The following is a 21,573-nucleotide window of genomic DNA, read 5'->3' as shown; positions in this document are numbered from 1 at the left end:
CTCCGTGGACCCGGAGATCGTCAACCGGCTGCGCTGTCCGGTCTGCGCCGGGACGCTCGCGCCGGCCACCGCCGGCACCGCGCACGCCCTGCGCTGCCCGCGCGGCCACAGCTTCGACGTCGCCCGGCAGGGGTACGTCAACCTGCTGGCCGGACGCACCCCGCACGCCGGGGACAGCGCCGCGATGGTCGCCGCCCGGGCCGACTTCCTCGCCGCCGGACACTACGACGTGGTCTCGTCGGCGCTCGCCGACGCCGCGGTACGCGCGCTGGCGGAGCACCGACCGGCCGTCGGGCCGCCGACGTCCCCGGCCGAACCGGTGCCGGCCGACCCGACGCCGACCGGCACGGTGCCGACCGGTGGGGCGTACCCGCTGGTGGTGGAGCCGGGGGCGGGCACCGCCCGGCACCTGGCGGCGGTGCTGGCGGCGCGACCGGACGCCGTGGGCCTGGCGCTGGACGTCTCGAAGCCGGCACTGCGCCGCGCGGCCCGCGCCCACCCCCGGGCCGGTGCGGCGCTCGCCGACACCTGGCAGCGGCTGCCGCTGGCCGACGCCTCGGTGGCCGTGCTGCTGAACGTCTTCGCCCCCCGCAACGGGGCGGAGTTCCACCGGATCCTCGACCCGGCCGGCACGCTGCTGGTGGTCACGCCGGTCGCCGAGCACCTGGCCGAGTTGGTCGACGCGCTCGACCTGCTGCGGGTGGACCCGGCGAAGGCCGAGCGGGTGGCCGGCAGCCTGGCCGGTCACTTCACCGAGACCGGCACCACGGAGCACCGGGCGCGGCTGACGCTGACCCGCCCGGAGGTCGAGACCCTGGTGGGGATGGGGCCGAGTGCCTGGCACGCCGACCCGGCCCGGCTCGCCGCACGGATCGACGCCCTGGCGGAGCCGGTCACGGTGACCGTCGCCGTCCGGCTGTCCCGCTACCGCCCGGCCTGACCGGTGACCCGCCCCGGGCTCCGGGGCGGGTGCGAGGCGGGACCGGGTCGGAGCCGCCCGGTCTCAGGTGGAGAGGTCGACCTCTTCCCAGCCGGGGGGCGGGTCGTGGTACGGACCGCGCAGCACCACGGCCCACTCCAACGCCCAGCGACGCTGGCCGATGGCGTGTGAGTCGATCACCCCCGGCAGCGGCAGCCCCTCCCGCTCCGACTCCAGGTACGCCCAGTCCAGGCAGTAGTGCAGGTCGAGCAGGGCCGCCGCGTCGGCGGGATGCTGCGGGGCGACGAGCAGCCGCGCCCGCCACCCGTCGAACGTCTCCCCGCCGGCGATGTTCGGCAGCTTCACGATCAGGTCCTCGTCGACCGGCAGGGACGGGTCGAGCTGCCGGGTCAGGCCGAGCACCCAGGTCAGCGCGAAGAGGGCGTCGTGGTGCAGCACGAACGAGCGGTGGTCGCCCTTGCCGGCGGTGACGAAGTCCCACTCCGGCGGGGTGACCGAGTCCACCAGCCGCGAGTTGAGCAGCCAGCCCATCGCCGCTTCCATCGACATGCCGAAACAGCGGGCCAGGATCAGGTGCAGTACGGCGATCCGCGCCTCGACCTCGACGACCGGCCGCAGTTCGATCTCGTCCCCCGGCTCCCAGACCAGCGGGAAGTTCTCCGGCGGCAGCGGCAGCCCGAGCCGGCTCAGCTCGTCGAGACTCGCCTCCCGGACGGCTCCCGGGTCGGGTGCGGGTACGGCGGTCACCTCGGCCCGCCTCAGGCGATCCGCTCGATCACCAGCGGGGCCACCGACGGGGCGGTCGGGGTGATCCGGACCGCCCTCGCCGCCTCCGCCAGGGCGGCCGGGAGCCGGCCGGCGTCGGAGGCACGCAGCTCGTAGAGGGGTTCACCGGCCCGGACCGGGTCACCGGGGCGCTTGTGCAGCACCACCCCGGCCGGGACGCTGACCGGGTCCTCCTTGCGGGCCCGGCCCGCCCCCAGCCGCCACGCGGCCATCCCGATCGCGTACGCGTCCACGGTGGCGACGAACCCGTCGGCCCCGGCGTGGACCACCTCCACCTCGTCGGCCTTCGGCATCGGGGCGTCCGGGTCGCCACCCTGGGCCCGGACCATCGCCCGCCAGGTGTCCATCGCGCGCCCGTCGGCGAGCGCGGCGGCCGGGTCGGCGTCCGGCAGCCCGGCGGCGTCGAGCATCTCCCGGGCCAGGGCCAGGGTCAGCTCGACCACGTCGGCGGGACCGCCCCCGGCGAGCACCTCCACCGACTCGGTCACCTCGACCGCGTTGCCGACGGCCCGGCCGAGCGGGGTCGACATGTCGGTGAGCAGGGCGACCGTCCGCACGCCGTGCGCGCCGCCCAGTTCGACCATGGTGCGGGCCAGCTCCCGGGCCTGGTCGACGGACTTCATGAACGCGCCGGAGCCGACCTTCACGTCGAGCACCAGCGCGCCGGTGCCCTCGGCGATCTTCTTGCTCATGATCGAGCTGGCGATCAGCGGGATCGCCTCGACGGTGCCGGTGACGTCACGCAGGGCGTAGAGCTTGCGGTCGGCCGGGGCGAGCCCCTCCCCGGCGGCGCAGATCACCGCGCCCACGTCGCGGAGCTGGGCGATGAACTCGTCGTTGCTCAGCGCGGCCCGCCAGCCCGGGATGGACTCCAGCTTGTCGAGGGTGCCGCCGGTGTGACCGAGGCCCCGCCCGGAGAGCTGCGGCACCGCCGCGCCGCAGGCCGCGACCAACGGGGTCAGCGGCAGAGTGATCTTGTCACCGACGCCGCCGGTGGAGTGCTTGTCGGCGGTGGGCCGGTCGACGGCGGAGAGGTCCAGCCGCTCCCCGCTCGCGATCATCGCGGCCGTCCAACGGGCGATCTCCGGGGCGGTCATGCCGCGCAGCAGGATCGCCATGGCCAGCGCGGACATCTGCTCGTCGGCGACCTGCCCCCGGGTGTACGCGTCGACCACCCAGTCGATCTGCGCGTCGGAGAGCACCCCGCCGTCGCGCTTCGCACGGATGACGTCGACCGCCGCGAACCCGCTCATCGTTCTCCTCCCTCGACCTGGCCGGGCCACCGCACCGGGATCTCCATCGGTGGCTCGCCCTCGCCCGCCCAGTAGATGGTGCCGGTGGCGTCGACCACCACCACCCGGGGCGTCCGGGCGTGCCCCCAGGTGATCGCCGCAGCCGGGTCGCCCCAGGTGGGGCCCTCCTCCAGCACACCGGTCTCGGCGCCCACGTCGTCGCCGGCCGACCGCTCCCAGTAGGCCGTCCAGACCTGCTGACCGGCGTCGAGGTCGGGGTGCACGAAGACCGTGCCCCGGCCCCGCCAGGCGGCCAGCCGCTCCGGCACCACCGGCACCGGGGTCTCGCCGACCACCGCCTCCAGGTCGGTCACGTCGAACGCGTGCGGCAGCAGCTCGGCCATCCGCAGCGGACCGCCCTTCGCCTCGATGAGGCACTCCGGGCCGCCGTGCTCCCAGAGCAGTTGCCGGCACCGGCCGCACGGCATCAACGGTTCGCCGGTCGCGTCCACGCAGGAGAGGGCGACCAGCCGGCCACCACCGGTGGAGTGCAGCGCGGAGACCACGCCGCACTCGGCGCAGAGCACCACGCCGTACGCGGCGTTCTCGACGTTGCAGCCGACCACCACCCGACCGTCGTCGACCAGGGCGGCGGCCCCGACCGGGAACCGCGAGTAGGGCACGTAGGCGTGCCGCATGACCTCGGTGGCGGCGGCGCGCAGCCGTTCCCAGTCGATGTCCATGCCGGCGATTCTGCCCCACCCCCGCGACGACCTGCGGCGGGGTCCCGCTCCCGATCGACTCGCCCGCCAGGTCGACCAGCGCCAGCGCCTCACCGCGCCGAAGCAGGCGGACACGTCACGCTCCGTGCCTCCACTGCCGACACGCCGACGACGGAAACGGGCCCGGGGCCGTACCGTCGGATCGGCGACCGGACGCACGTGGGCCCGGAGGGACGCATCCCTCCGGGCCCACGGACGCGGGCGGTCAGCCCTTGATGTACGGCTTGCCGTCGGCGGCCGGCGCGCGGACCTTGCCGACCAGACCGGCCACCGCCAGCATGGTCGCGAGGTACGGCAGCATCGCCAGGAACTGGCTGGGGATGATGCTGTTGATCGCCCCGAGGTAGGTGCCGAGCTGGTCGGCGAAGCCGAAGAAGAGCGCGGCGAGCAGCGCCCCGGTCGGGCTCCAGCGGCCGAAGATCAGCGCGGCCAGGGCGATGAAGCCCTTACCGCCGATCATGTTCTTGGTGAAGGTGTAGAGCGCCAGGGTGTACGACGCGCCGCCGATGCCGGCGACCAGCCCGGCCAGGATCACGTTCCGGTACCGCACCGCCAGCACCTTGACGCCGAGGGTGTCGGCGGCGGTCGGGTGCTCGCCCACCGCCCGGGTCCGCAGCCCCCACCGGGTCCGGAACAGCGCGATGTGGATGACCAGGACCAGGATGAGCCCGAGGTAGAGGAAGATGTTGCCCCGGAACAGCGCCGGCCCGATCACCGGGATGTCCTCCAGCAGCGGGATCGCCCAGGTGTCGAAGCGCGGCGGCTGGTTGTACTTCTCGGTGTCGGTCTGCATCAGCCGCTCGTAGAGGAAGCCGGTCAGGCCGAGCGCGAGCAGGTTCAGCACGATGCCGATGACCACCTGGTCGACCAGGTAGCGGATGGCGAAGACGGCCAGCAGCAGCGAGATGAACGCGCCGCCGAGCGCGGCGGCCACCAGGCCGACCCAGACGTTGCCGGTCATCGTGCCGAACAGGGCACCGGCGAAGGCCCCCATCAGGAGCTGACCCTCGATCGCCACGTTCACCACGCCGGAACGCTCGCAGAGCACCCCGGCCAGCGCGCCGAAGATCAGCGGCAGGGCCAGGATGAAGGTGCCCCGGACGATGTTCACCATCGGCATGAAGTTCTGCCCGGCCGGCGCGGCCGAGACCTGCCAGCAGAGGAACGACGCGACGAAGCCCACCACGCCGACCGCGAGCACGGCGGTGAACCAGCGCTTGGGGATGCCGGCCAGCAGGGCCGCCCCGGCGGCGACGGCGAGCACGCCGAAGAGGATCGCGCCGAGCGTGCCGTCGACGGCCAGCGCGGCCCCCTCGGCGTCCTCGCTGAGCGTGAAGCGCGCCTGCTGGTCGGTGGCGAGCGCGCCGAAAAGGATCGCGGCGAGCAGGCCGAGCGCCAGCAGCACCGCGCCGATCTTGCGGTTCCGCGTCCAGAAGCCCTCGTGGACGGGGGCGACCGCGACGTCGTCGACAGCCATCGTGGACATCAGCTCGGGTCTCCGTTCACGACTGCGGGGCTCGGTGGCTCACTGATCGCGTGCACCGGTCACCAGCCCTTCGCGAGGCTCGTCTGCAACCGGGCGGCGCGCGCCGCCCGGAGGCGGAAGATCGCCTTCACCAGCGCGGGAGCGGCGATGAAGATGACGATCAGCGCCTGGAGCACGGTGACCAGCTCCAGCGAGATCCCGGAGTAGGACTGCATCCGGTTGCCGCCGGCCTGGAGCGCGCCGAACAGCAGCGCGGCGAGCAGCACACCCCACGGCTTCACCCGGCCGAGCAGCGCCACCAGGATGCCGTCGAAGCCGATCTGGGCCACCACCAGCGGGGTCAGCGCGGCGGCGGTGGTGCCGAGCACCATCTGCGCGCCGCCGAGCCCGGCGAGCGCCCCCGCCAGCACCATCAGCAGCGTGTACGTCTTCCCCACGCCGATGCCGGCGGTGCGGGCGGCGTCCGGGTTGGCCCCGACCGCGCGCAGCTCGAACCCGAAGGTCGAGCGGTTGAGCAGCCAGGCGACGAACCAGGTGGCCGCCACCGCGAGCAGGATGCCGGTGTGCACCCGCAGGTCGGCCCCGAGCAGCCGGGGCAGCTGGGCGGAGCCGTCCACCGCGCGGCTGATCGCGTCGGTGCGCTCCGGGTCCTGGACGCCGTTCTGCACGATGATCCAGGAGAGGAAGTAGACGCCGACGTAGTTGAGCATGATCGTGTTGATCACCTCGTGGGCCCCGGCGCGGGCCTTCAGGATGCCCGGGATGAACCCCCAGATGGCGCCGCCGAGCGCACCGGCGATCACCGCGACGACCAGGTGGAGCACCGGCGGCAGCGGCAGCAGGAAGCCGGCGAGGGCGGCGAGGATGACGCCGATCGTCGCCTGCCCCTGGGCACCGATGTTGAACAGGCCGCCCCGGAAGGCGAGCGCGACCGACAGGCCGGTGAAGACCAGCGGAGCGGCGTAGGTCAGCGTCTCGGAGATCGGCGCGAAGACCGGCTCCCAGCCGTTGCTGCCGTTCAGCCAGCCGGAGAAGGCCTCCGGGTCGAAGATCGAGCCCTTGAAGAGGTTGGCGTAGCCCTCGCTGACCGCCGTCCAGCTCGCGTTGATCGCGTCCGACGGGCGGGCGGTGATGTAGCTGTAGGTGGCCAGCACCTCCGGGTCGGAGATGATGATCAGGACCGCGCCGACCAGCATCGCCAGCACCAGCGCGAGCACCGTCACGGTGACCGTGTTGGCGGCCCAGAGGTTGGCCAGGAAGAGCTGGCCGAGCGAGGGTCGCGGGCCGTCCTCGGACCGCTTCACGCCGCCCGGCGTGGTCGTCACCGCGGTGGCCGTCGGGTCGGCGGCCCGGCCGGTGCCGCCGGCCGCGTCACGGGCGGCCTGCTCCGGGGTCGCCGGCGCCTTGTCCGGGGACCCGGCGTCGGGGTTGGGGTTGGTCATGCCTCGTCCTCGTTCACTGGGCCGTCGGGCGCCGGGGTGGCCGTCGCGCCGTCGGTCGTGGCGTCGCCGGACCGGGCGTCGGTGCCGGCCGCCTGGTCCGGGGTGATGCCGGCCATCAGCAGGCCGATCTCCTCGCGCGGGGTGTCCGGGGGAACGATCCCGATGATCCGGCCCCGGTACATGACCGCGATCCGGTCGGCCAGGCCGATCACCTCGTCCAGTTCGCTGGAGACCACCAGCACGGCGGTGCCGGTGTCCCGCTCCCGGATGATCTGGCTGTGGATGAACTCGATCGAGCCGACGTCCACGCCCCGGGTCGGCTGCGCGGCGATGAAGAGCTTGAGCGGCCGGGAGAACTCCCGGGCCACGATCACCTTCTGCTGGTTGCCGCCGGAGAGCGTGCCGACCGGCGCGTCCGCCGAGGAGGTCCGGACGTCGAACTGCGCGATCCGCTCCCGGGCCGACCTGGCGATGGCGTCCGGCTTCAGCGCCAGGCCGGAGGCGAACGGCGGCTGGTCGTAGAGGTCCAGGACCAGGTTCTCCGCGACGGAGAACTCCTTGACGATGCCATCCACGCTACGGTCCTCGGGGACGTAGCCGACCCCGGCGCGGAGCACCTTCTTCGGTGACCAGCCGTCGATCCGCTGCCCGTTGAGCGAGACGCCGCCGGCGAGCGCCGGCCGCAGTCCCATGACCGCCTCGACCAGCTCGGTCTGCCCGTTGCCCTGCACGCCCGCGATGCCGAGCACCTCGCCCGCGTGGACGGTCAGGTCGACGCCGTCGACCGCGCGGACGTCCCGGTCGTCGTCGACGACCAGGCCGGCGACCTCCAGCACGGGGGCGCCCGGCTGCGCCGGTTCCTTCTGCACGGTCAGGTGCACGCTGCGGCCGACCATCAGGGCGGCCAGTTCGTCCCGGCTGGCGCTCGGGGAGGCGGTGCCGACGGTCTTCCCGCGCCGGATCACGGTGATCCGGTCGGCGATCGCCTTGACCTCGCCGAGCTTGTGGGTGATGAAGACGATCGACTTGCCGGCCGCCTTGAGCGACCGCATGACGGTCAGCAGTTCCTCGGTCTCCTGCGGGGTGAGCACCGCGGTCGGCTCGTCGAGGATGAGCAGGTCCACCTCGCGGGTGAGCGCCTTGACGATCTCCACCCGCTGCTGGATGCCGACCGGCAGGTCCTCGACCACCGCGTGCGGGTCGACCCGGAGGTTGTACTTCTCGGAGACCTCGGCGACCTCCCGGCTGGCCCGGCGGCGGTCGAGGAAGCCGGCCAGTCCGCCGCGCACCTTCTCCGCTCCGAGCATCACGTTCTCGGCCACCGTGAAGACCGGCACGAGCATGAAGTGCTGGTGCACCATGCCGATGCCGGCCGCGATCGCGTCCGAGGGCCCCCGCAGCTTGAGCGGCTTCCCGTCGACCAGGATCTCGCCCTCGTCGGGCTGGTAGAGCCCGTAGAGGACGTTCATCAGGGTCGACTTGCCCGCGCCGTTCTCGCCGAGCAGGGCGTGAATCTCTCCAGGCTCCACCGTCAGGTCGATGTGGTCGTTGGCGACCAGATCACCGAACCGCTTGGTGATGCCGCGCAGTTCGAGTCTCAGCGCAACCTCCTGGAGTGCGTACGTGGGTGCGACCTGGTCGGGCGGGGTGGCCGTCGGCCGCGTGGTGGGGGGCGTCGGTGCAGATCGGCCGCTCCGGCGGCAGGGGTTCGTATCCGTGCCGGCCGGAGCGGCCGTCGTGGTACACGACCGCCGGTCACCGCTGAAGCGGTGACCGGCGGCGGGTCACTTCGGCTGGGCCGGCGAGGTGACCTGGACGGTGCCGGCGGAGATGTCGGCCTTGAGCTTGTCCAGCTCGGCCTTCAGCTCGGCCGGGACCTGGCTGTCGAAGTCGTGGAACGGCGCGAGCGAGACACCGTTGTTGGCCAGGGTGCCCAGGTAGCCCGGGGCGGCCTCCAGCTTCTCGCCCTTGGCCGCCTTGACCACGGCCTCCTTCACCGCGTCCGGGATGTTCTTGACGACGGTGCTGATGATCGCCGGGCAGTTCGGGGTGCTCTCGCAGCCGTCGACGTCCACCCAGATGGTGTTGTACTTGCCGCCGCTGGCCTGCGCGGCGGCGGTGGTGCCGAGGCCGGCGCCACCGGCGACCGGCATGACGATGTCGGCGCCCTGGGCGACCAGGGTGTCGCCGACCTTCTTGCCCTCGTCCTGCTTGACGAAGTCGTTGGTGAACGAGCCGTTCTGGGTGGCCTTGTCCCAGCCGAGCACCTGGACGGTGGCGCTCTTGGTCTTGTTGTAGTGGGCCACGCCGTCGGCGAAGCCGTCCATGAAGATGGTCACCGGCGGGATCTTCATGCCGCCGTAGGTGCCGACCTTCTTGCTCTTGCTCATGCCGGCCGCCAGGTAACCGGCGAGGAAGCCGGCCTGCGCGGTGTCGAACTGCATCGGGTAGACGTTGGTCTCCGGCACCTTCGCGTCGACGATGCCGAACTGCTGGTTCGGGTTCGCCTTGGCGGCCTTCGAGGTGGCGTCGCCCATCAGGCCACCGACGGCCAGGATGAAGTCGCACTTCTGGTTGACGTACTGGGTCAGGTTCGGCTCGTAGTCGGCCTCGGCCTTGGACGCCACGTACTTGGTCTCGATGTTGCTGTTCTCCGCCTTGGCGGCCTCCAGGCCCTTCCAGGCCGAGGTGTTGAACGACTTGTCGTCGATACCGCCGACGTCGGTCACCATGCAGGCGGTGTACTTCTCGCCACCGTCGCCGGCGCCGTTGTTGTTCTCCTCCGGAGCCTCACCGCACGCTGCGGCACCGAGCACCAGCCCGCCGACCGCGAGGGCCGAGACGACCCGCATCCCACGCACAGAGCGCAAGACGACTCCCTCCCCATCGCCACCGCTTCACCGGCGGTGACAGTCATCAAGCCGGCCTGCGCCTTGCCGCCGGCGTCTCACGTTACGGACGCGAAGCGTAGCCGCACGCCCTCCCGCCGGCCGACAATCGTGCACGACTGTTGAACGGCTGTTACCGCTACGTAACCGTCGCGTGCGGCAGGTCACTCGCCGGGTTCACGGTAACCCGCCGGGCCGTTGCCGGACGCCGGCTTCCACCCGGCGTCCGACCAGCCGGACCGTCACCGCCAGAAGACCGCCACCGCCGCGTTGACCAGGGTCAACCCGACGATTGCCAGGAAGTGCCCCCGGTTGACCGCCTCCCGCTTCCGGGAGAAGAAAACCATGACGAAGATGAGCAGCGCGAGCACCAACTTGGTAACAAGCTTCGCCGGTGCCGGTTCGTCACCGTCCCGCAGCGGGGCGGAGAGGCCCAGCCCGGTCACCAGTTGGATGATCGATCCCCAGAGCATCGCGGGATTGATCCTGATCCGTCCGGAGGCGAGCTGGGCGATGGCGCCGCCGAGCAGCAGCGCGAACCCGATCAGGTGGGCATAGAGGAGTACGAGCCGGATAGCTTCCACGACGCACATCCTCCCCCATCAACGACACGTCGTAGTAGCCACCCCTGGGGCGATTCGTGGTTGCAGGGGGCCCTTCCTCGGCAAAATGCGGTAGCAAGGGCCCCCTGCAACCACCCGGGCGGGCGTCAGCCGGTAACGGTCGCCGGCTGAGGGCGGTGGGTGGGGTCGGGGAGCGGGCGGGGCGAGTCCGCCGGAGCGCGCCGGACGAGCAGGGTCAGTCCGACTCCGATCACCGCGTAGCCGGCCAGTGTGGCGAGCGCGTGACCGGCGCCGGCGCCGTCGAAGAACGCGGCCGAGCGGAGCAGGGTGCCCCCGGCGCCGGCCGGCAGCCACTGCCCGACCGTGCCCCACGGTTGCGGCAGCAGTTCGGGGGCGGCGGAAACCGCCGAGAGCGGGTTGCCGACCAGGAACACCAGCAGCGCGCCGAGACCGATCCCGGCTCGTCCGAGCAGCGCGGCGAGGCCCGCGACGGTGGCGGACGCGGCCAGCGCGAACAACCCCATGGCACCCGCCTCGGCGAGCAGGCTGCCGTCGAGGACGCCCAGCCAGCCGTGCAGCACGAGCACGCCGCCCGCCCCGGCCAGCACCGCGTAGCCGAGCAGGCCGACCAGCCGGGCGACGCGCCCGGCGACCAGGAGGGCGAGCGCCGCCCCGGCGACCAGGCTGGTCAGCGTGAGCGGCAGGAACCCGGCGGCGAGACCGGTGCCACGCGGGTCGTCGGGGTCGGCGGGCACCACCTCCACCACGGGCACCGGTCGGCCCCCGGCCAGGCCGCCGACCGCCTCGGTGAGCAGCGCGGCGACCGTGGGGCTGGCCGCGGGCGCGGTGTGCAGCGCCAGCCCGTCCGGGCCGACGACCAGGGCCGCGTACGCCTCGCGGTCGCGGAGGGCCTCGTCGGCCGCCGCCGCGTCCGGACGGGTGGTGACCGCGAAGCCACCCGGCCGTACGGTGCCCAGCCGGGCGACGAGGTCGTCCACGGCGGGGGCCGGCCCGGCGACGACGACCGGCAGGTCACGCGGGGCCAGGTTCGCCGCCGGAGCCGCGAACAGGGGTACCAGCAGCGCCTGCACGCCGACCACGAAGCCGGCGACCAGCAGGGCGAGCATCAGGGGTGACCGGGCACGCATCTCCCGCTCCTTCCAAAACGAACGCTCATTCTCTTTAGAGTTCGAGACTCCTCCCCCGGTGACGAAAAATCAAGAACGAACGTTCGCTCTACAATGTGTGGCGTGCCCCGCGTCTCGGAGGAACACCTCGCCGCCCGCCGCCAGCAGATCCTCGACGCGGCCCGGCGCTGCTTCCTGCGCAACGGCTTCCACCAGACCACGATGCAGGACGTGATCACCGAGGCGGGGCTCTCGGTGGGCGCGGTCTACCGTTACTTCCGCAGCAAGAACGACCTGATCGCGGCGATCGCCGAGTCGGTCGTCGGCGGCGCCGGCCGGATCTTCGCCGAGCTGGCCGAGGTGGAGCCACCACTCCCGGTGATCGAGGTGTTGAGCCGGGCGCTGGACTACGTCGACACCCACACCGGTCCCGACGGCCAACTCCGGATCGGCATCCAGGTGTGGGCGGAGTCGCTGCGCGAACCCGCCCTGGCCGAGTTGGTCGCGTCGAAGTACACCGGCATGCGCGACCACTTCGCGGTGCTCGTCCGGCGCGCCCAGCGCAGCGGCGAACTGCCCGTCGACGCGGACGTCGAGGGAGTCGCCGCCGCGCTGTTCGGCATGATCCTCGGTTACCTGCTACAGCGGATCCTCACCGGTCGCCCGGACCGGGCCGTCTACCTCGCCGGCGTCCGGGCCCTCCTCGCCGACGCCTGACCCCGGCCCCGGCCAGGGCAGCACCGGCGGCAGACCGGTGGCCGGGCCTCACCCCTGGCGCCAGACCTGGAACGTGGGGCCGTCGCCGGGGAGGGTGACGGTGCCGTCGGCGGCCGGACGCAGGGCCGGCGCACCGCCGTACACGTTCTCGGCAGCGGGCAGGCCGGCGAGACGGACCGGACGGCCGGGGGCCCGACGGGCCAGCACCACGGCGGTGTCGTCGACCGTTTCCCGGGCGAAGACCAGCGTGTCGGCGTCGGCGTACAGCCAGCGCAGGCCACCGTGGCGCAGCGCGGGCTCCGCCCGGCGCAGCGCGATCAACGACCGGTACGTCTCGAACGTCCGGGTGTCCCAGGTCTCCGGCCGGTGCCAGGGCATCGGGGTACGCGACCCCTCCCCGTTCGTGCCGGTCAGCCCCAGCTCGTCCCCCGCGAAGATCATCGGAGTGCCGGGCATGGTGGCGAGCAGTCCGGCGGCGACCTCCTGCCGGGCCGCGTCCCCGACCACGGTGCGGATCCGGGCCGAGTCGTGCGAGCCGAGCAGCTGCCACGAGTGGGTGTACGACCGCCAGGACACCAGCGACCGGTAGGTGTTCATGGTGGCGAGCACCGCGTCCGCGTCCCGCCGGACCACCCCGCCGGGGGTGCCGAGGAAGTTCGGCAGTGGCTCGTCCCCGGCGCGCAGCCAGCTCCACACCGGGTCGGTGAAGCCGACGTAGTTCATCGTCCCGTGCCAGCCGTCCCGGTCCAGGTCGCCGGTGTGGTCGTGACCGTGTTCGGCCATCACCAGGGCGTCCGGGCGGGTGTCGGTGGCGACCGCCCGCAGCAGCGCCGCCACCTCGTGGGTGTACGCGTCGGTGCCCCGCCGGCCGGTCATGTTCGCCACGTCCACCCGCCAGCCGTCCAGCCCGTACGGCGGGCGCAGCCAGCGCCGCAGCAGCGAGTCCGGGTCGGTGGCGAACCGGCGGCGCAGCTCGGCGCTGCCCCAGTTCAGCTTCGGCAGCGACCGGACCCCGTTCCAGGACTCGTACGACGGCTCCAGGTCGCGGCGCGGCGTCAGACGCGCCGAGCTGGAGTTGTCGCAGCCGTCCGCGTCGAAGTAGTACAGCTCCCGCTCGGGGGCGTGCGCGTCGGCGCGGGCCCGGGTGAACCACTCGTGCCCGTCGCCGGTGTGGTTGCTGGTGATGTCGCCGAGCAGCCGCCAGCCCCGGGCGTGCACCGCGTCGGCGAGTCGGGCCAGCGCGGCGTCCCCGCCGAGGAGCGGGTCGATCCGGTCGAAGCCGGCCGCGTCGTACCGGTGGTTGGAGCGGGCCGGGAAGACCGGGGTGAGGTAGACGGTGTTGACCCCGAGCCGGTCCAGGTGGTCCAGGTGTTCGGTGATCCCGTCCAGGTCACCGCCGTAGAACTGGTACGGCGTCTCCGGGCCGCGCCCGACGACCGGGGTGTCCCAGTCGCAGGGGATCGCCCAGTCCGGGGCCGTCCGGGACGCCGCCGCCGCCGAACGGGCGAACCGGTCCGGGAAGATCTGGTAGATCACCGCGTCCCGGGCCCAGGCCGGCGGCGGGTCGTACGCGACCAGCCGGAAGTCGGCGTGGTCGGGCACGTCGTGGTCGACCGGCCCGGCGGCGTTGAGCCACCGGTAGCCGCGCCGGCCGGTCAGCATGAAGCGGTAGTTGGTGACCGGGTTGCGCACGTCCACCTGGGCCCGCCACCAGACGGTGTCCCCGTCGGTGTGGTCGACGGTGGCCTCGGCGAAGCGCGGCTCCCCGTCCGGGGTGGTCCGTACGTGCACCTGGCGGACGTCGGCGCCGGCCGGCACGCGGACGAGGACCGGCACGGTGTCGCCGAGTTCCGGGGCCTGCTCGGGCACGTAGCGGGCGGATCCGTCGTGGTGCGGTGCGACGGGATGGGACATGGACATGGTCGGCCCTTTCCGGGTCGGGTACGGGGAAGAGGCGAACTGCCCGCCGGGTCGGTCGACCCGACGGGCAGCTCTCGACTGCTCCGGTGTACGTCGTCGCCGACGCCCTTGCCGGTGGGCTGTGGTCAGCCCTTGACCGCTCCGGCGGTGAGGCCGGAGACGATGTAACGCTGGACGAGCTGGAAGACCAGCACCGTCGGGATCGCGGTGAGCAGGGTGCCCGCCGCGAAGATGCCGAAGTTGTTGTTCCGCTCGCCGGCCACCAGTCCGAACATGCCGACCGCGAGGGTCTTCGACTCGGCGCTGGTGAGGAACACGTTCGCCATCAGGAACTCGTTGATCGTGCCGATGAAGGCGAGCAGACCGGTCACCGCCAGGATCGGCGCCACCAGCGGCAGCATGATCCGGAAGAAGACCTGGGCGTGCGAGGCGCCGTCCATGGTCGCCGACTCGTCCAGCTCCCGGGGGAGCGTGTCGAAGAAGCCCTTCATCAGCCAGGTGTTCACCCCGAGCGCTCCACCGAGGTAGAGCAGGAGCAGGCCCCACGGGGTGTTGAAGCCGATCGCCGGCCAGAGGTCGGTGACCGTCGTGAAGATCAGGAAGATCGCCACGATCGCCAGGAACTGCGGGAACATCTGGATCAGCAGCAGCGCGAGCAGCCCCGGCCGCCGGCCGGCGAACCGCATCCGGGAGAACGCGTACGCGGCCAGTGCGGAGAGGAAGACCGACACGAAGCTGGCCACCCCCGCCACCAGCAGGGAGTTGAGGAACCACCGCTCGAACGCGGTCCGCTCGAACAGGCCGGTGAAGTTCTCGAAGGACACGCCCTCGGTGGGCACCAGACCGGTGGAGCTGAGGGTGCCCAGCGGGTTGAGCGCGGCGGAGAGCACGAACAGGATCGGGAAGAGACTGAACACCACCGCGAGCACCCCGACCAGGTGCCGCCAGCCGACCTGGGCGAACCAGCGGCCCCGGGGTCGGCCGGCGTTCCGGTTGGTGACCGGTGTCTGTGCGACCGTCACGAGTACACCTCCTCCTGCTGCCGGGTGCGTCGGAAGCTGACCGCCGAGACCACCGCCACGATGGTGAAGATGAAGATCGACACCGCCGCCGCCAGGCCGTACTCCGCGCCCTGCGCGCCGAAGGCCAGCCGGTAGGTGTAGGTGATCAGCAGGTCGGTGGCGCCGCTGGTCGGGTTGTCCGCCGGGAACGGTCCACCCTCGGTGGTCAGGTAGATCGCGTTGAAGTTGTTGAAGTTGTACGCGAACGACGCGATCAGCAGCGGGGAGAGCGCGACCAGCAGCAGCGGCAGCGTGACCGACCGGAACGACTGCCAGGGTGACGCCCCGTCGACCGAGGTCGCCTCGGTCAGTTCCCGGGGGATGGCCTGCAACGCTCCGGTGGCGACCAGGAACATGTACGGGTAGCCGAGCCAGAGCTGCACCAGGATCACCGCCACCCGCGCCGACCAGTCCTGCCCGAACCAGTCCACGCCGAGGCCGAACAGGTTGTTGATCAGGCCGAAGTCGGTGTTGAACATGTCCCGCCAGACCAGCAGCATCGCGAACGACGGCATCGCGTACGGCAGGATCAACAGGACCCGGTAGATGTTGGTGCCACGCATCCGGGGCGAGTGCAGCGCCAGCGCGATGGCCATGCCGAGGACGAAGGTGAGCCCGGTGGAGCCGAGCGCGAAGGCGAAGTTCCAGATCAGCGTGCCGAAGAACGGGCCGGAGATGTTCGGGTCGGTGAGCACCCGGCTGAAGTTGCGCAGCCCGACGTTCACCTTCCAGCCCTGGGCGAGCCGCTCGCCGTCGGCGGCGACGAACGCGCCGGTCTCGGCGTCGGCCGTCCAGGTCCTGCCGCTCTCGGTGTCCCGGATGCAGTCGCAGCCCTCGTCGTACGCCCGGACCGCCTTGCCCTCGTAGGCGCGGGAGAGGCCGGACGAACGCAGCGCGCCCGACTCGGTCGGCACCACCAGCCCGGTGATCTCCGCGCTGCGCGCGCTGGCCTGACCGAAGTTGAGCACGGTGTAGCCCTCGGCCGCGGTGACCTTGCCGCCGGTGGCGACGGTGACGTCCGCCGCGTCCAGCTCCCGCAGGCCGTTGGCGTCACCGGCGGAGACCTTGCCGCTCTGCGGGTCGCTGACCAGGAAGACCAACGGGCCGGTGGCCGGGTCGCCCTGGGTGGCGACGGAGAGGGCGTACTCGGTGGAGCCGGGCACCTGCTTGACCGAGGCGGTCTGGATGGCGACGATCGCGTCGTCCTTGGTGCCCCGGTGGCCGTCGCCGAAGTTGGTGAACGCGGTGCTCGCCGTGTAGAGCACCGGGAAGATCTGGAACGCGATCAGGAAGAGCGTGCCGGGGACCAGGTACTTGGCCGGGACGTGCCGGCGGCTCAGGTAGAGGTAGAACAGGCCGGCGGTGGTCGCCAGCAGCAGGGCCAGTCCGGCCCACTTCTCGGCCTCGATGAGCGGGAAGGCCGCCCAGACCGCGATCCCGGCGGTCAGCCCGAGCAGGACCACCTTCACCGCGAGGCCGGTGGCGGTGATCGGCGTGTCGGTGCGCGCGGCGCGGCGCGTGCGCGCGGGCCGGGAGCCGGTGGGCTCCCGGCCCGGGGTCTGTGTGCCAGACCCCGAGCCGGACAGCGACGTGCTCATTACTTGATCTGCTCGGAGATCGTCTTACCGGCGGCGGTGATGGTCTTCGCCGGGTCGGCGCCACCGATGATGGCGGCCTCGGCCTTGCCGAACGGGTCCCAGATCGCGGCCATGGCCGGGATCGCCGGGAGCGGCTGGCCGTTCTTGCCGGCCTCCTGGAACTTGGCCAGGTCCGGGTCGCTGCCCTTGACCTGGTCGAGGGCGGCGGTCAGCGCCGGCGGGCGCGGCTCGGCGTTGTAGAGCGCCACGGCCAGGTCGGAGGTGGTGACGTGGTTCGCGACGAACTCCTGGGCCAGGGCCTTGTTCTTGCCCTTGGCGGCGACGTAGAACGCCTGGACACCCACGAACGGCTGGGCCTCCTTGCCACCGGCGAAGCCGGGGACCGGGGAGATGTCGTACTTGATGCCGGCCTTCTTGGCGTCGGTGATGGCCCACGGCCCGGAGACCAGGAAGGCGCACTTCTTGCCGGTGAAGGTGGCGATCGAGTTCTCGCCGGTGATCGAGCGCTTGAGCGCGCCCTCGCCCTTCTCGCCCAGCTTGGCGATCTTCTGGAACGCCGCGATCGACTCCGGCTTGCCGACGCCCAGGTCCTTGGGGTCGTAGTCGCCGTTGGCCGCGGTGCCGAAGAGGTAGCCGCCGGCCGAGGTGTACAGCGGGTAGATGTGGTAAGCGTCGCCGTTCTGACCGGACTGGAGGCAGAGGATCTCGGTGGCCTTCTTCTCGGCCTTGAGCTTCTTGCCGGCGGCCACGAGGTCCTCGATGGTCTTCGGCGCCTCGGGGGCCAGCTCGGTGTTGCGGATCAGCGCCAGGTTCTCCATCGCGTACGGGACGCCGTAGAGCTGGCCGTTGAAGGTGACCGCCTTGACGGCGGTCTCGTTGAAGGCGCTCTTCTGCTCGGCGGCGAGCTGTACCGGCTCGATGGCGCCGTTCTGCACCATGTTGCCGATCCAGTCGTGCGCGCCGACCACGACGTCCGGGCCGCTGCTCTGCTGGGAGGCGGTCACGAAGTTGGTCTGGAGGTCCTTGGAGACGGCCTCGACCTTGACGGTGACGCCGTTCTCCTGGCCGAACTTCTCGGCGAAGGGCTGGAGGGCGGCGGCCCGCTTGTCGTCGGCCCAGATCACCAGTTCGCCGCCGGAGGCCTTGGCGGACTCCTTGGCGGCCGGCTCGTCGCTGTTGTCGCTGCCGCCGCAGCCGGACGCGGCGAGCGCCAGGGCGACGGCGGCGACCACACCCGCGGTACGGATGCGCATCGGTACTCCTGTCGTCATGGCAGGCCCGCCCGGGGGAAGGGCGGCCCGCCAGGGTAAACATCGGTAGAATTTCGTGCCAACCGGCGCAGTGCCGCGCCGCTGCTCTCGCGTGTTGCGGGGACGTTAGCAAGAGGTTGCAGATAATGGAAGGGCTTGCAGAAGTGTTCGCAAGAAGTTGCGGTTGAGCTAGAGTGCGGCCCATGCGCGCTCGACTGTCCGACATCGCCCAACAGGCCGAAGTCAGCGAGGCCACGGTGTCGCGGGTGCTCAACGACCGCCCCGGCGTGGCCCCCGAGACCCGGCAGGCCGTGCTGACCGCCCTCGACGTGCTCGGTTACGAGCGTCCCGCCCGGCTGCGCAAGCGCAGCGCCGGACTCGTCGGCCTGGTCGTGCCCGAGCTGGACAACCCCATCTTCCCCGCCTTCGCGCAGACCATCGAGTCGACGCTGGCGCAGAGCGGGTTCACCCCGGTGCTGTGCACCCAGACCCCCGGCGGGGTCACCGAGGACGAGTACGTCGAGATGCTGCTGGACCGGCAGGTCTCCGGGATCGTCTTCGTCTCCGGCCTGCACGCCGACACCGCCGCCAACCACGACCGGTACCGTGCCCTGATCGGCCGTCCGCTGCCGATCGTGATGATCAACGGGTGGGCGCCGGGCATCGCGGCGCCCTTCGTCTCCTGCGACGACCGGGAGGCCACCGAGCTGGCCGTGGCGCACCTGGTCGCCCTCGGGCACCGGCGGATCGGCCTGATCACCGGCCCGGACCGGTTCGTGCCCGTGCAACGCCGGGTCGCCGGCTACAAGGCCGCCATGCGGCGTCTGGTCGACCTGGACGACACCGAGCTGGAGCCGCTGGCCGAGCTCTCCCTCTTCGGCGTGGAGGGCGGCGAGGCCGCCGCCACCCGGCTGCTCGACCGGGGCGTGACCGGCATCGTCTGCGGCTCCGACCTGATGGCGCTGGGCGCGATCCGGGCCGCCCGGCAGCGCGGGCTCTCCGTCCCGGCGGACCTCTCCGTGGTCGGGTACGACGACTCCCCCCTGATGGCCTTCACCGACCCGCCGTTGACCACGATGCGGCAGCCGGTGGTGGCGATGTCGGTCGCCGCCGTGCGGGCCCTGGTCGACGAGATCAACGGGCACGGTGCCCCGCACTCGGAGTACCTCTTCCGCCCGGAACTCGTGGTCCGGGGCTCCACCGCGGTCGCCCCGGCCGACGCGACCCGACCCGGGCCGCCCCCGGCCCGCCAGCGTCCGGTGCCCCCGGCGCTGGCCGTACCCGCCTGAGGGGACCGCCCGGGGCCGGCGCGCGCCGGCGGATGACGGCAACCCGCGACATTTCTTGCGCAAGTCCTGCTTGACTCTTGCAGCGCCGGGCCGGCATTCTGCACCCACAACCGCGCCCGCACCGACTCCGTGCGGTGCGTCGCCGTCCCGCGCCACAGAACGGGGTACGCCACCGTGACCGCCACCCACCCGACGCCGTCCGCCACCGACCTCGACTGGTGGCGCTCTGCGGTCGTCTACCAGGTCTACGTCCGCAGTTTCGCCGACTCCAACGCCGACGGCGTGGGCGATCTCCAGGGCATCCGGGAACGCCTGCCCTACCTGCGGGACCTGGGCGTGGACGCGCTCTGGCTGACCCCCTTCTACACCTCCCCGATGGTCGACGGCGGCTACGACGTGGCCGACTACCGCGACGTCGACCCGATGTTCGGCAACCTGACCGACTTCGACAACATGATCAACGACGCGCACGCCCTCGGCCTGCGGATCATCGTGGACCTGGTGCCGAACCACACCTCCGACGCGCACGTCTGGTTCCAGGCCGCCCTCGCCGCCGGCCCCGGCTCCCCGGAGCGGGAGCGGTACCTCTTCGCCGACGGCCGGGGCGCGACCGGCGAGGAGCCCCCCAACGACTGGGAGAGCATCTTCGGGGGTCCGGCCTGGACCCGGGTCGCCGACGGCCAGTGGTACCTGCACCTGTTCGACCCGGCCCAGCCCGACCTGAACTGGCGGCACCCCGAGGTCCGCGCCGAGTTCGAGGACATTCTGCGGTTCTGGCTCGACCGGGGCGTGGACGGATTCCGGATCGACGTGGCCCACGGCATGATCAAGCAGGAGGGGCTGCCGGACGTCGGGTTCAGCACCATGACCACCGGCCAGCGGCAGGTGGAGCTGCTCGGCAAGGGGCGGCTCCCCTACTTCGACCAGGACGAGGTGCACGACATCTACCGGTCCTGGCGGCCGATCCTGGACAGCTACCCGGGCGGCCGGATGGCGGTGGCCGAGGCGTGGGCGGAGACCCCGCAGCGACTCGCCCGCTACATCGGCCCGGACGAGCTGCACCAGGCGTTCAGCTTCGACTTCCTCGACGCGACCTGGTCGGCCGACTCGTTCCGCAAGGTCGTCGACACCGCCCTGGCCGAGTCGACCATCGTCGGCGCGCCCACCACCTGGGTGCTCTCCAACCACGACAAGAAGCGGCACGTCACCCGCTACGGCGACGGCGAGGTCGGCCTGCGCCGGGCCCGCGCCGCCACCCTGCTGATGCTCGCCCTGCCCGGCTGCGCGTACATCTACCAGGGCGAGGAACTGGGCCTGCCGGAGGTGCTCGACCTCCCGGACGAGCTGCGACAGGACCCGTCGTTCCTGCGCACCGGGGAGAGCCGGGACGGCTGCCGGGTGCCGATCCCGTGGAGCGGCCAGCTCGCCCCGTACGGCTTCGGCCCGGCCGGCAGCGAACTGAGCTGGCTGCCGGCCCCCGCCACCTGGGCCGCCCTCTCGGTCGCCGCCCAGACCGGGGTGCCCGACTCGACCCTGGAGCTGTACCGCACCGCGCTGCGGATCCGGCGCGACCACCCGGCGTTGGCCCTCGGCGACGGCGGGATCACCTGGCGGGAGACCGCCCCCGGCGTGCTGGCGTTCAGCCGCTCGGCCGGCGACGTCGAGCTGACCTGCGTGGTCAACCTCAGCGGCGCCCCGGCGCGGATCAGCGGGTACGGCACTCCGCTGGTGGCCAGCGCGCCGCTGACCGGCGAGGGTGACGGGCATCTCCTGCCGATCGACGCCGCGGTGTGGTTCGAACGGCCCCTGGTCGGGTAGACCTGATCTCACCTGGTCGTTCGCCGTGCTCCGCGCCGGCGGGCGACTGGGGCTGACGACCCCTTGTGGTGGGGGGTGAGGGCACCGGCGCCCCGGGGCACGTTCCCCGGGGCGCCGGTGTTCGTCCGGGCCTCCCGGTCGGGGAGCTTCAGTCCGCAGGGCTGGCCGGCGTTCGTCCGGGCCTCCTGATCGCGGCGCTTCAGTCCGCGGGGCTGGTCAGCCGGGCGGCGATCCGCCGGAACCCGGCCCGCAACTGCTCCTCGGTCGGCGGGGTGCGCGGCTCGCCGTGCGGCTCCCGGGCCGCCGCCTCCTCCAGTTCCTCGTCGATGGTGTCCTCGAAGTCGCCGTACAGGTCGGCCTCCTCGACCTCGGCGGTCTCGTCCTCGGCGGCGATCCGCGCCGAGGTGATCTCGCCCCGGATCTCGTCGGCGGAGACCGCCGGCAGCAGCGGCTCGACCACCGCCATCAACTGCTCGTCGGCGACCACCGACTCGGCCAGGGCCAGCGCGTGCGGGCGCTCGTACGGCCCGCAGACCACCGGCTCCCACTCCTCGACGTCGCCCAGCGGGCCGAACGTGATGATCCACGGCAGGCCGAGCATCGGCGAGTCGTCCGGCAGGTCCAACGTCACGAGTGCGCCCACGCGCCCATCATGGTCCCCCGGCGTGGGATGG

The 21,573-nt window shown here is 72.3% G+C and carries 18 protein-coding genes; 4 read left to right on the top strand and 14 right to left on the bottom strand.

What is annotated here, in order from left to right:
* The first annotated feature begins 4 nt into the window (after window positions 1-4).
* Window positions 5-940 (top strand): putative RNA methyltransferase, encoded by a 936-nt coding sequence (locus tag QSK20_RS24790; RefSeq protein ID WP_285791014.1) that lies wholly within the window; start codon window positions 5-7, stop codon window positions 938-940.
* A 63-nt stretch (window positions 941-1,003) separates the two neighbouring features.
* On the opposite strand, the gene QSK20_RS24785 is transcribed toward QSK20_RS24790, so the two are convergent.
* From QSK20_RS24785 to QSK20_RS24745, 9 genes are all read right to left on the bottom strand, one after another.
* Window positions 1,004-1,687, bottom strand: a complete 684-nt coding sequence (locus QSK20_RS24785; protein ID WP_285791013.1) for a DUF4272 domain-containing protein — start codon at window positions 1,685-1,687, stop codon at window positions 1,004-1,006.
* An 11-nt stretch (window positions 1,688-1,698) separates the two neighbouring features.
* On the bottom strand, window positions 1,699-2,979 hold the full coding sequence (locus tag QSK20_RS24780) for a thymidine phosphorylase (RefSeq protein WP_285791012.1): 1,281 nt from the start codon (window positions 2,977-2,979) through the stop codon (window positions 1,699-1,701).
* Window positions 2,976-3,701, bottom strand: a complete 726-nt coding sequence (locus QSK20_RS24775) for a cytidine deaminase (RefSeq protein WP_285791011.1) — start codon at window positions 3,699-3,701, stop codon at window positions 2,976-2,978. The genes QSK20_RS24780 and QSK20_RS24775 overlap by 4 nt, the downstream gene beginning before the upstream one ends.
* A gap of 244 nt (window positions 3,702-3,945) precedes the next feature.
* Complete coding sequence (locus QSK20_RS24770; RefSeq protein ID WP_285791010.1) at window positions 3,946-5,226, bottom strand: ABC transporter permease; 1,281 nt, start codon at window positions 5,224-5,226, stop codon at window positions 3,946-3,948.
* A gap of 59 nt (window positions 5,227-5,285) precedes the next feature.
* Window positions 5,286-6,668 carry an ABC transporter permease gene (locus QSK20_RS24765; RefSeq protein ID WP_285791009.1) on the bottom strand — a complete coding sequence of 461 codons (1,383 nt, stop codon included), beginning with the start codon at window positions 6,666-6,668 and terminating at the stop codon, window positions 5,286-5,288.
* The gene (locus QSK20_RS24760) at window positions 6,665-8,209 is read right to left on the bottom strand and encodes an ABC transporter ATP-binding protein (RefSeq protein WP_352232315.1); all 1,545 of its coding nucleotides are present in this window, start codon (window positions 8,207-8,209) and stop codon (window positions 6,665-6,667) included. Before QSK20_RS24760 ends, QSK20_RS24765 begins: the two co-directional genes overlap by 4 nt.
* A 243-nt stretch (window positions 8,210-8,452) precedes the next feature.
* Window positions 8,453-9,520, bottom strand: coding sequence for a BMP family lipoprotein (locus QSK20_RS24755; protein ID WP_285791114.1), 1,068 nt, complete (start codon window positions 9,518-9,520; stop codon window positions 8,453-8,455).
* Window positions 9,521-9,798: 278 nt separating this feature from the next.
* The gene (locus QSK20_RS24750) at window positions 9,799-10,140 is read right to left on the bottom strand and encodes a hypothetical protein (protein WP_285791008.1); all 342 of its coding nucleotides are present in this window, start codon (window positions 10,138-10,140) and stop codon (window positions 9,799-9,801) included.
* Window positions 10,141-10,265: 125 nt separating this feature from the next.
* The gene (locus QSK20_RS24745) at window positions 10,266-11,267 is read right to left on the bottom strand and encodes a hypothetical protein (protein ID WP_285791007.1); all 1,002 of its coding nucleotides are present in this window, start codon (window positions 11,265-11,267) and stop codon (window positions 10,266-10,268) included.
* Between the two features lie 102 nt (window positions 11,268-11,369).
* Here QSK20_RS24745 and QSK20_RS24740 point away from each other — a divergent pair, with 102 nt between their 5' ends.
* Window positions 11,370-11,963, top strand: coding sequence for a TetR/AcrR family transcriptional regulator (locus tag QSK20_RS24740; protein WP_285791006.1), 594 nt, complete (start codon window positions 11,370-11,372; stop codon window positions 11,961-11,963).
* Window positions 11,964-12,011: 48 nt separating this feature from the next.
* Here the strand turns inward: QSK20_RS24740 and QSK20_RS24735 are convergent, their stop codons facing one another.
* From QSK20_RS24735 to QSK20_RS24720, 4 genes are all read right to left on the bottom strand, one after another.
* Window positions 12,012-13,877 (bottom strand): glycoside hydrolase family 13 protein, encoded by a 1,866-nt coding sequence (locus tag QSK20_RS24735; protein WP_285791113.1) that lies wholly within the window; start codon window positions 13,875-13,877, stop codon window positions 12,012-12,014.
* Between the two features lie 131 nt (window positions 13,878-14,008).
* Window positions 14,009-14,905: a sugar ABC transporter permease gene (locus tag QSK20_RS24730; RefSeq protein WP_285791005.1), complete on the bottom strand. Its 897-nt coding sequence runs from the start codon at window positions 14,903-14,905 to the stop codon at window positions 14,009-14,011.
* Window positions 14,902-16,542 carry an ABC transporter permease subunit gene (locus tag QSK20_RS24725; protein ID WP_285791004.1) on the bottom strand — a complete coding sequence of 547 codons (1,641 nt, stop codon included), beginning with the start codon at window positions 16,540-16,542 and terminating at the stop codon, window positions 14,902-14,904. Before QSK20_RS24725 ends, QSK20_RS24730 begins: the two co-directional genes overlap by 4 nt.
* Window positions 16,542-17,795, bottom strand: coding sequence for a sugar ABC transporter substrate-binding protein (locus QSK20_RS24720; RefSeq protein WP_285791003.1), 1,254 nt, complete (start codon window positions 17,793-17,795; stop codon window positions 16,542-16,544). The genes QSK20_RS24725 and QSK20_RS24720 overlap by 1 nt, the downstream gene beginning before the upstream one ends.
* A 200-nt stretch (window positions 17,796-17,995) precedes the next feature.
* Between QSK20_RS24720 and QSK20_RS24715 the strand changes: the two genes are divergently transcribed.
* Together QSK20_RS24715 and QSK20_RS24710 are read left to right on the top strand one after the other, a co-directional pair.
* The gene (locus tag QSK20_RS24715; protein ID WP_285791002.1) at window positions 17,996-19,081 is read left to right on the top strand and encodes a LacI family DNA-binding transcriptional regulator; all 1,086 of its coding nucleotides are present in this window, start codon (window positions 17,996-17,998) and stop codon (window positions 19,079-19,081) included.
* 174 nt (window positions 19,082-19,255) lie between these two features.
* On the top strand, window positions 19,256-20,899 hold the full coding sequence (locus QSK20_RS24710; protein WP_285791001.1) for a glycoside hydrolase family 13 protein: 1,644 nt from the start codon (window positions 19,256-19,258) through the stop codon (window positions 20,897-20,899).
* Between the two features lie 199 nt (window positions 20,900-21,098).
* Here the strand turns inward: QSK20_RS24710 and QSK20_RS24705 are convergent, their stop codons facing one another.
* On the bottom strand, window positions 21,099-21,542 hold the full coding sequence (locus tag QSK20_RS24705; RefSeq protein ID WP_285791000.1) for a hypothetical protein: 444 nt from the start codon (window positions 21,540-21,542) through the stop codon (window positions 21,099-21,101).
* Between the last annotated feature and the right edge of the window lie 31 nt (window positions 21,543-21,573).

This window comes from Micromonospora sp. NBRC 101691, assembly GCF_030269285.1.
GTDB lineage: Bacteria > Actinomycetota > Actinomycetes > Mycobacteriales > Micromonosporaceae > Micromonospora > Micromonospora echinospora.
This window is presented reverse-complemented; position numbering and strand designations above follow the sequence as displayed.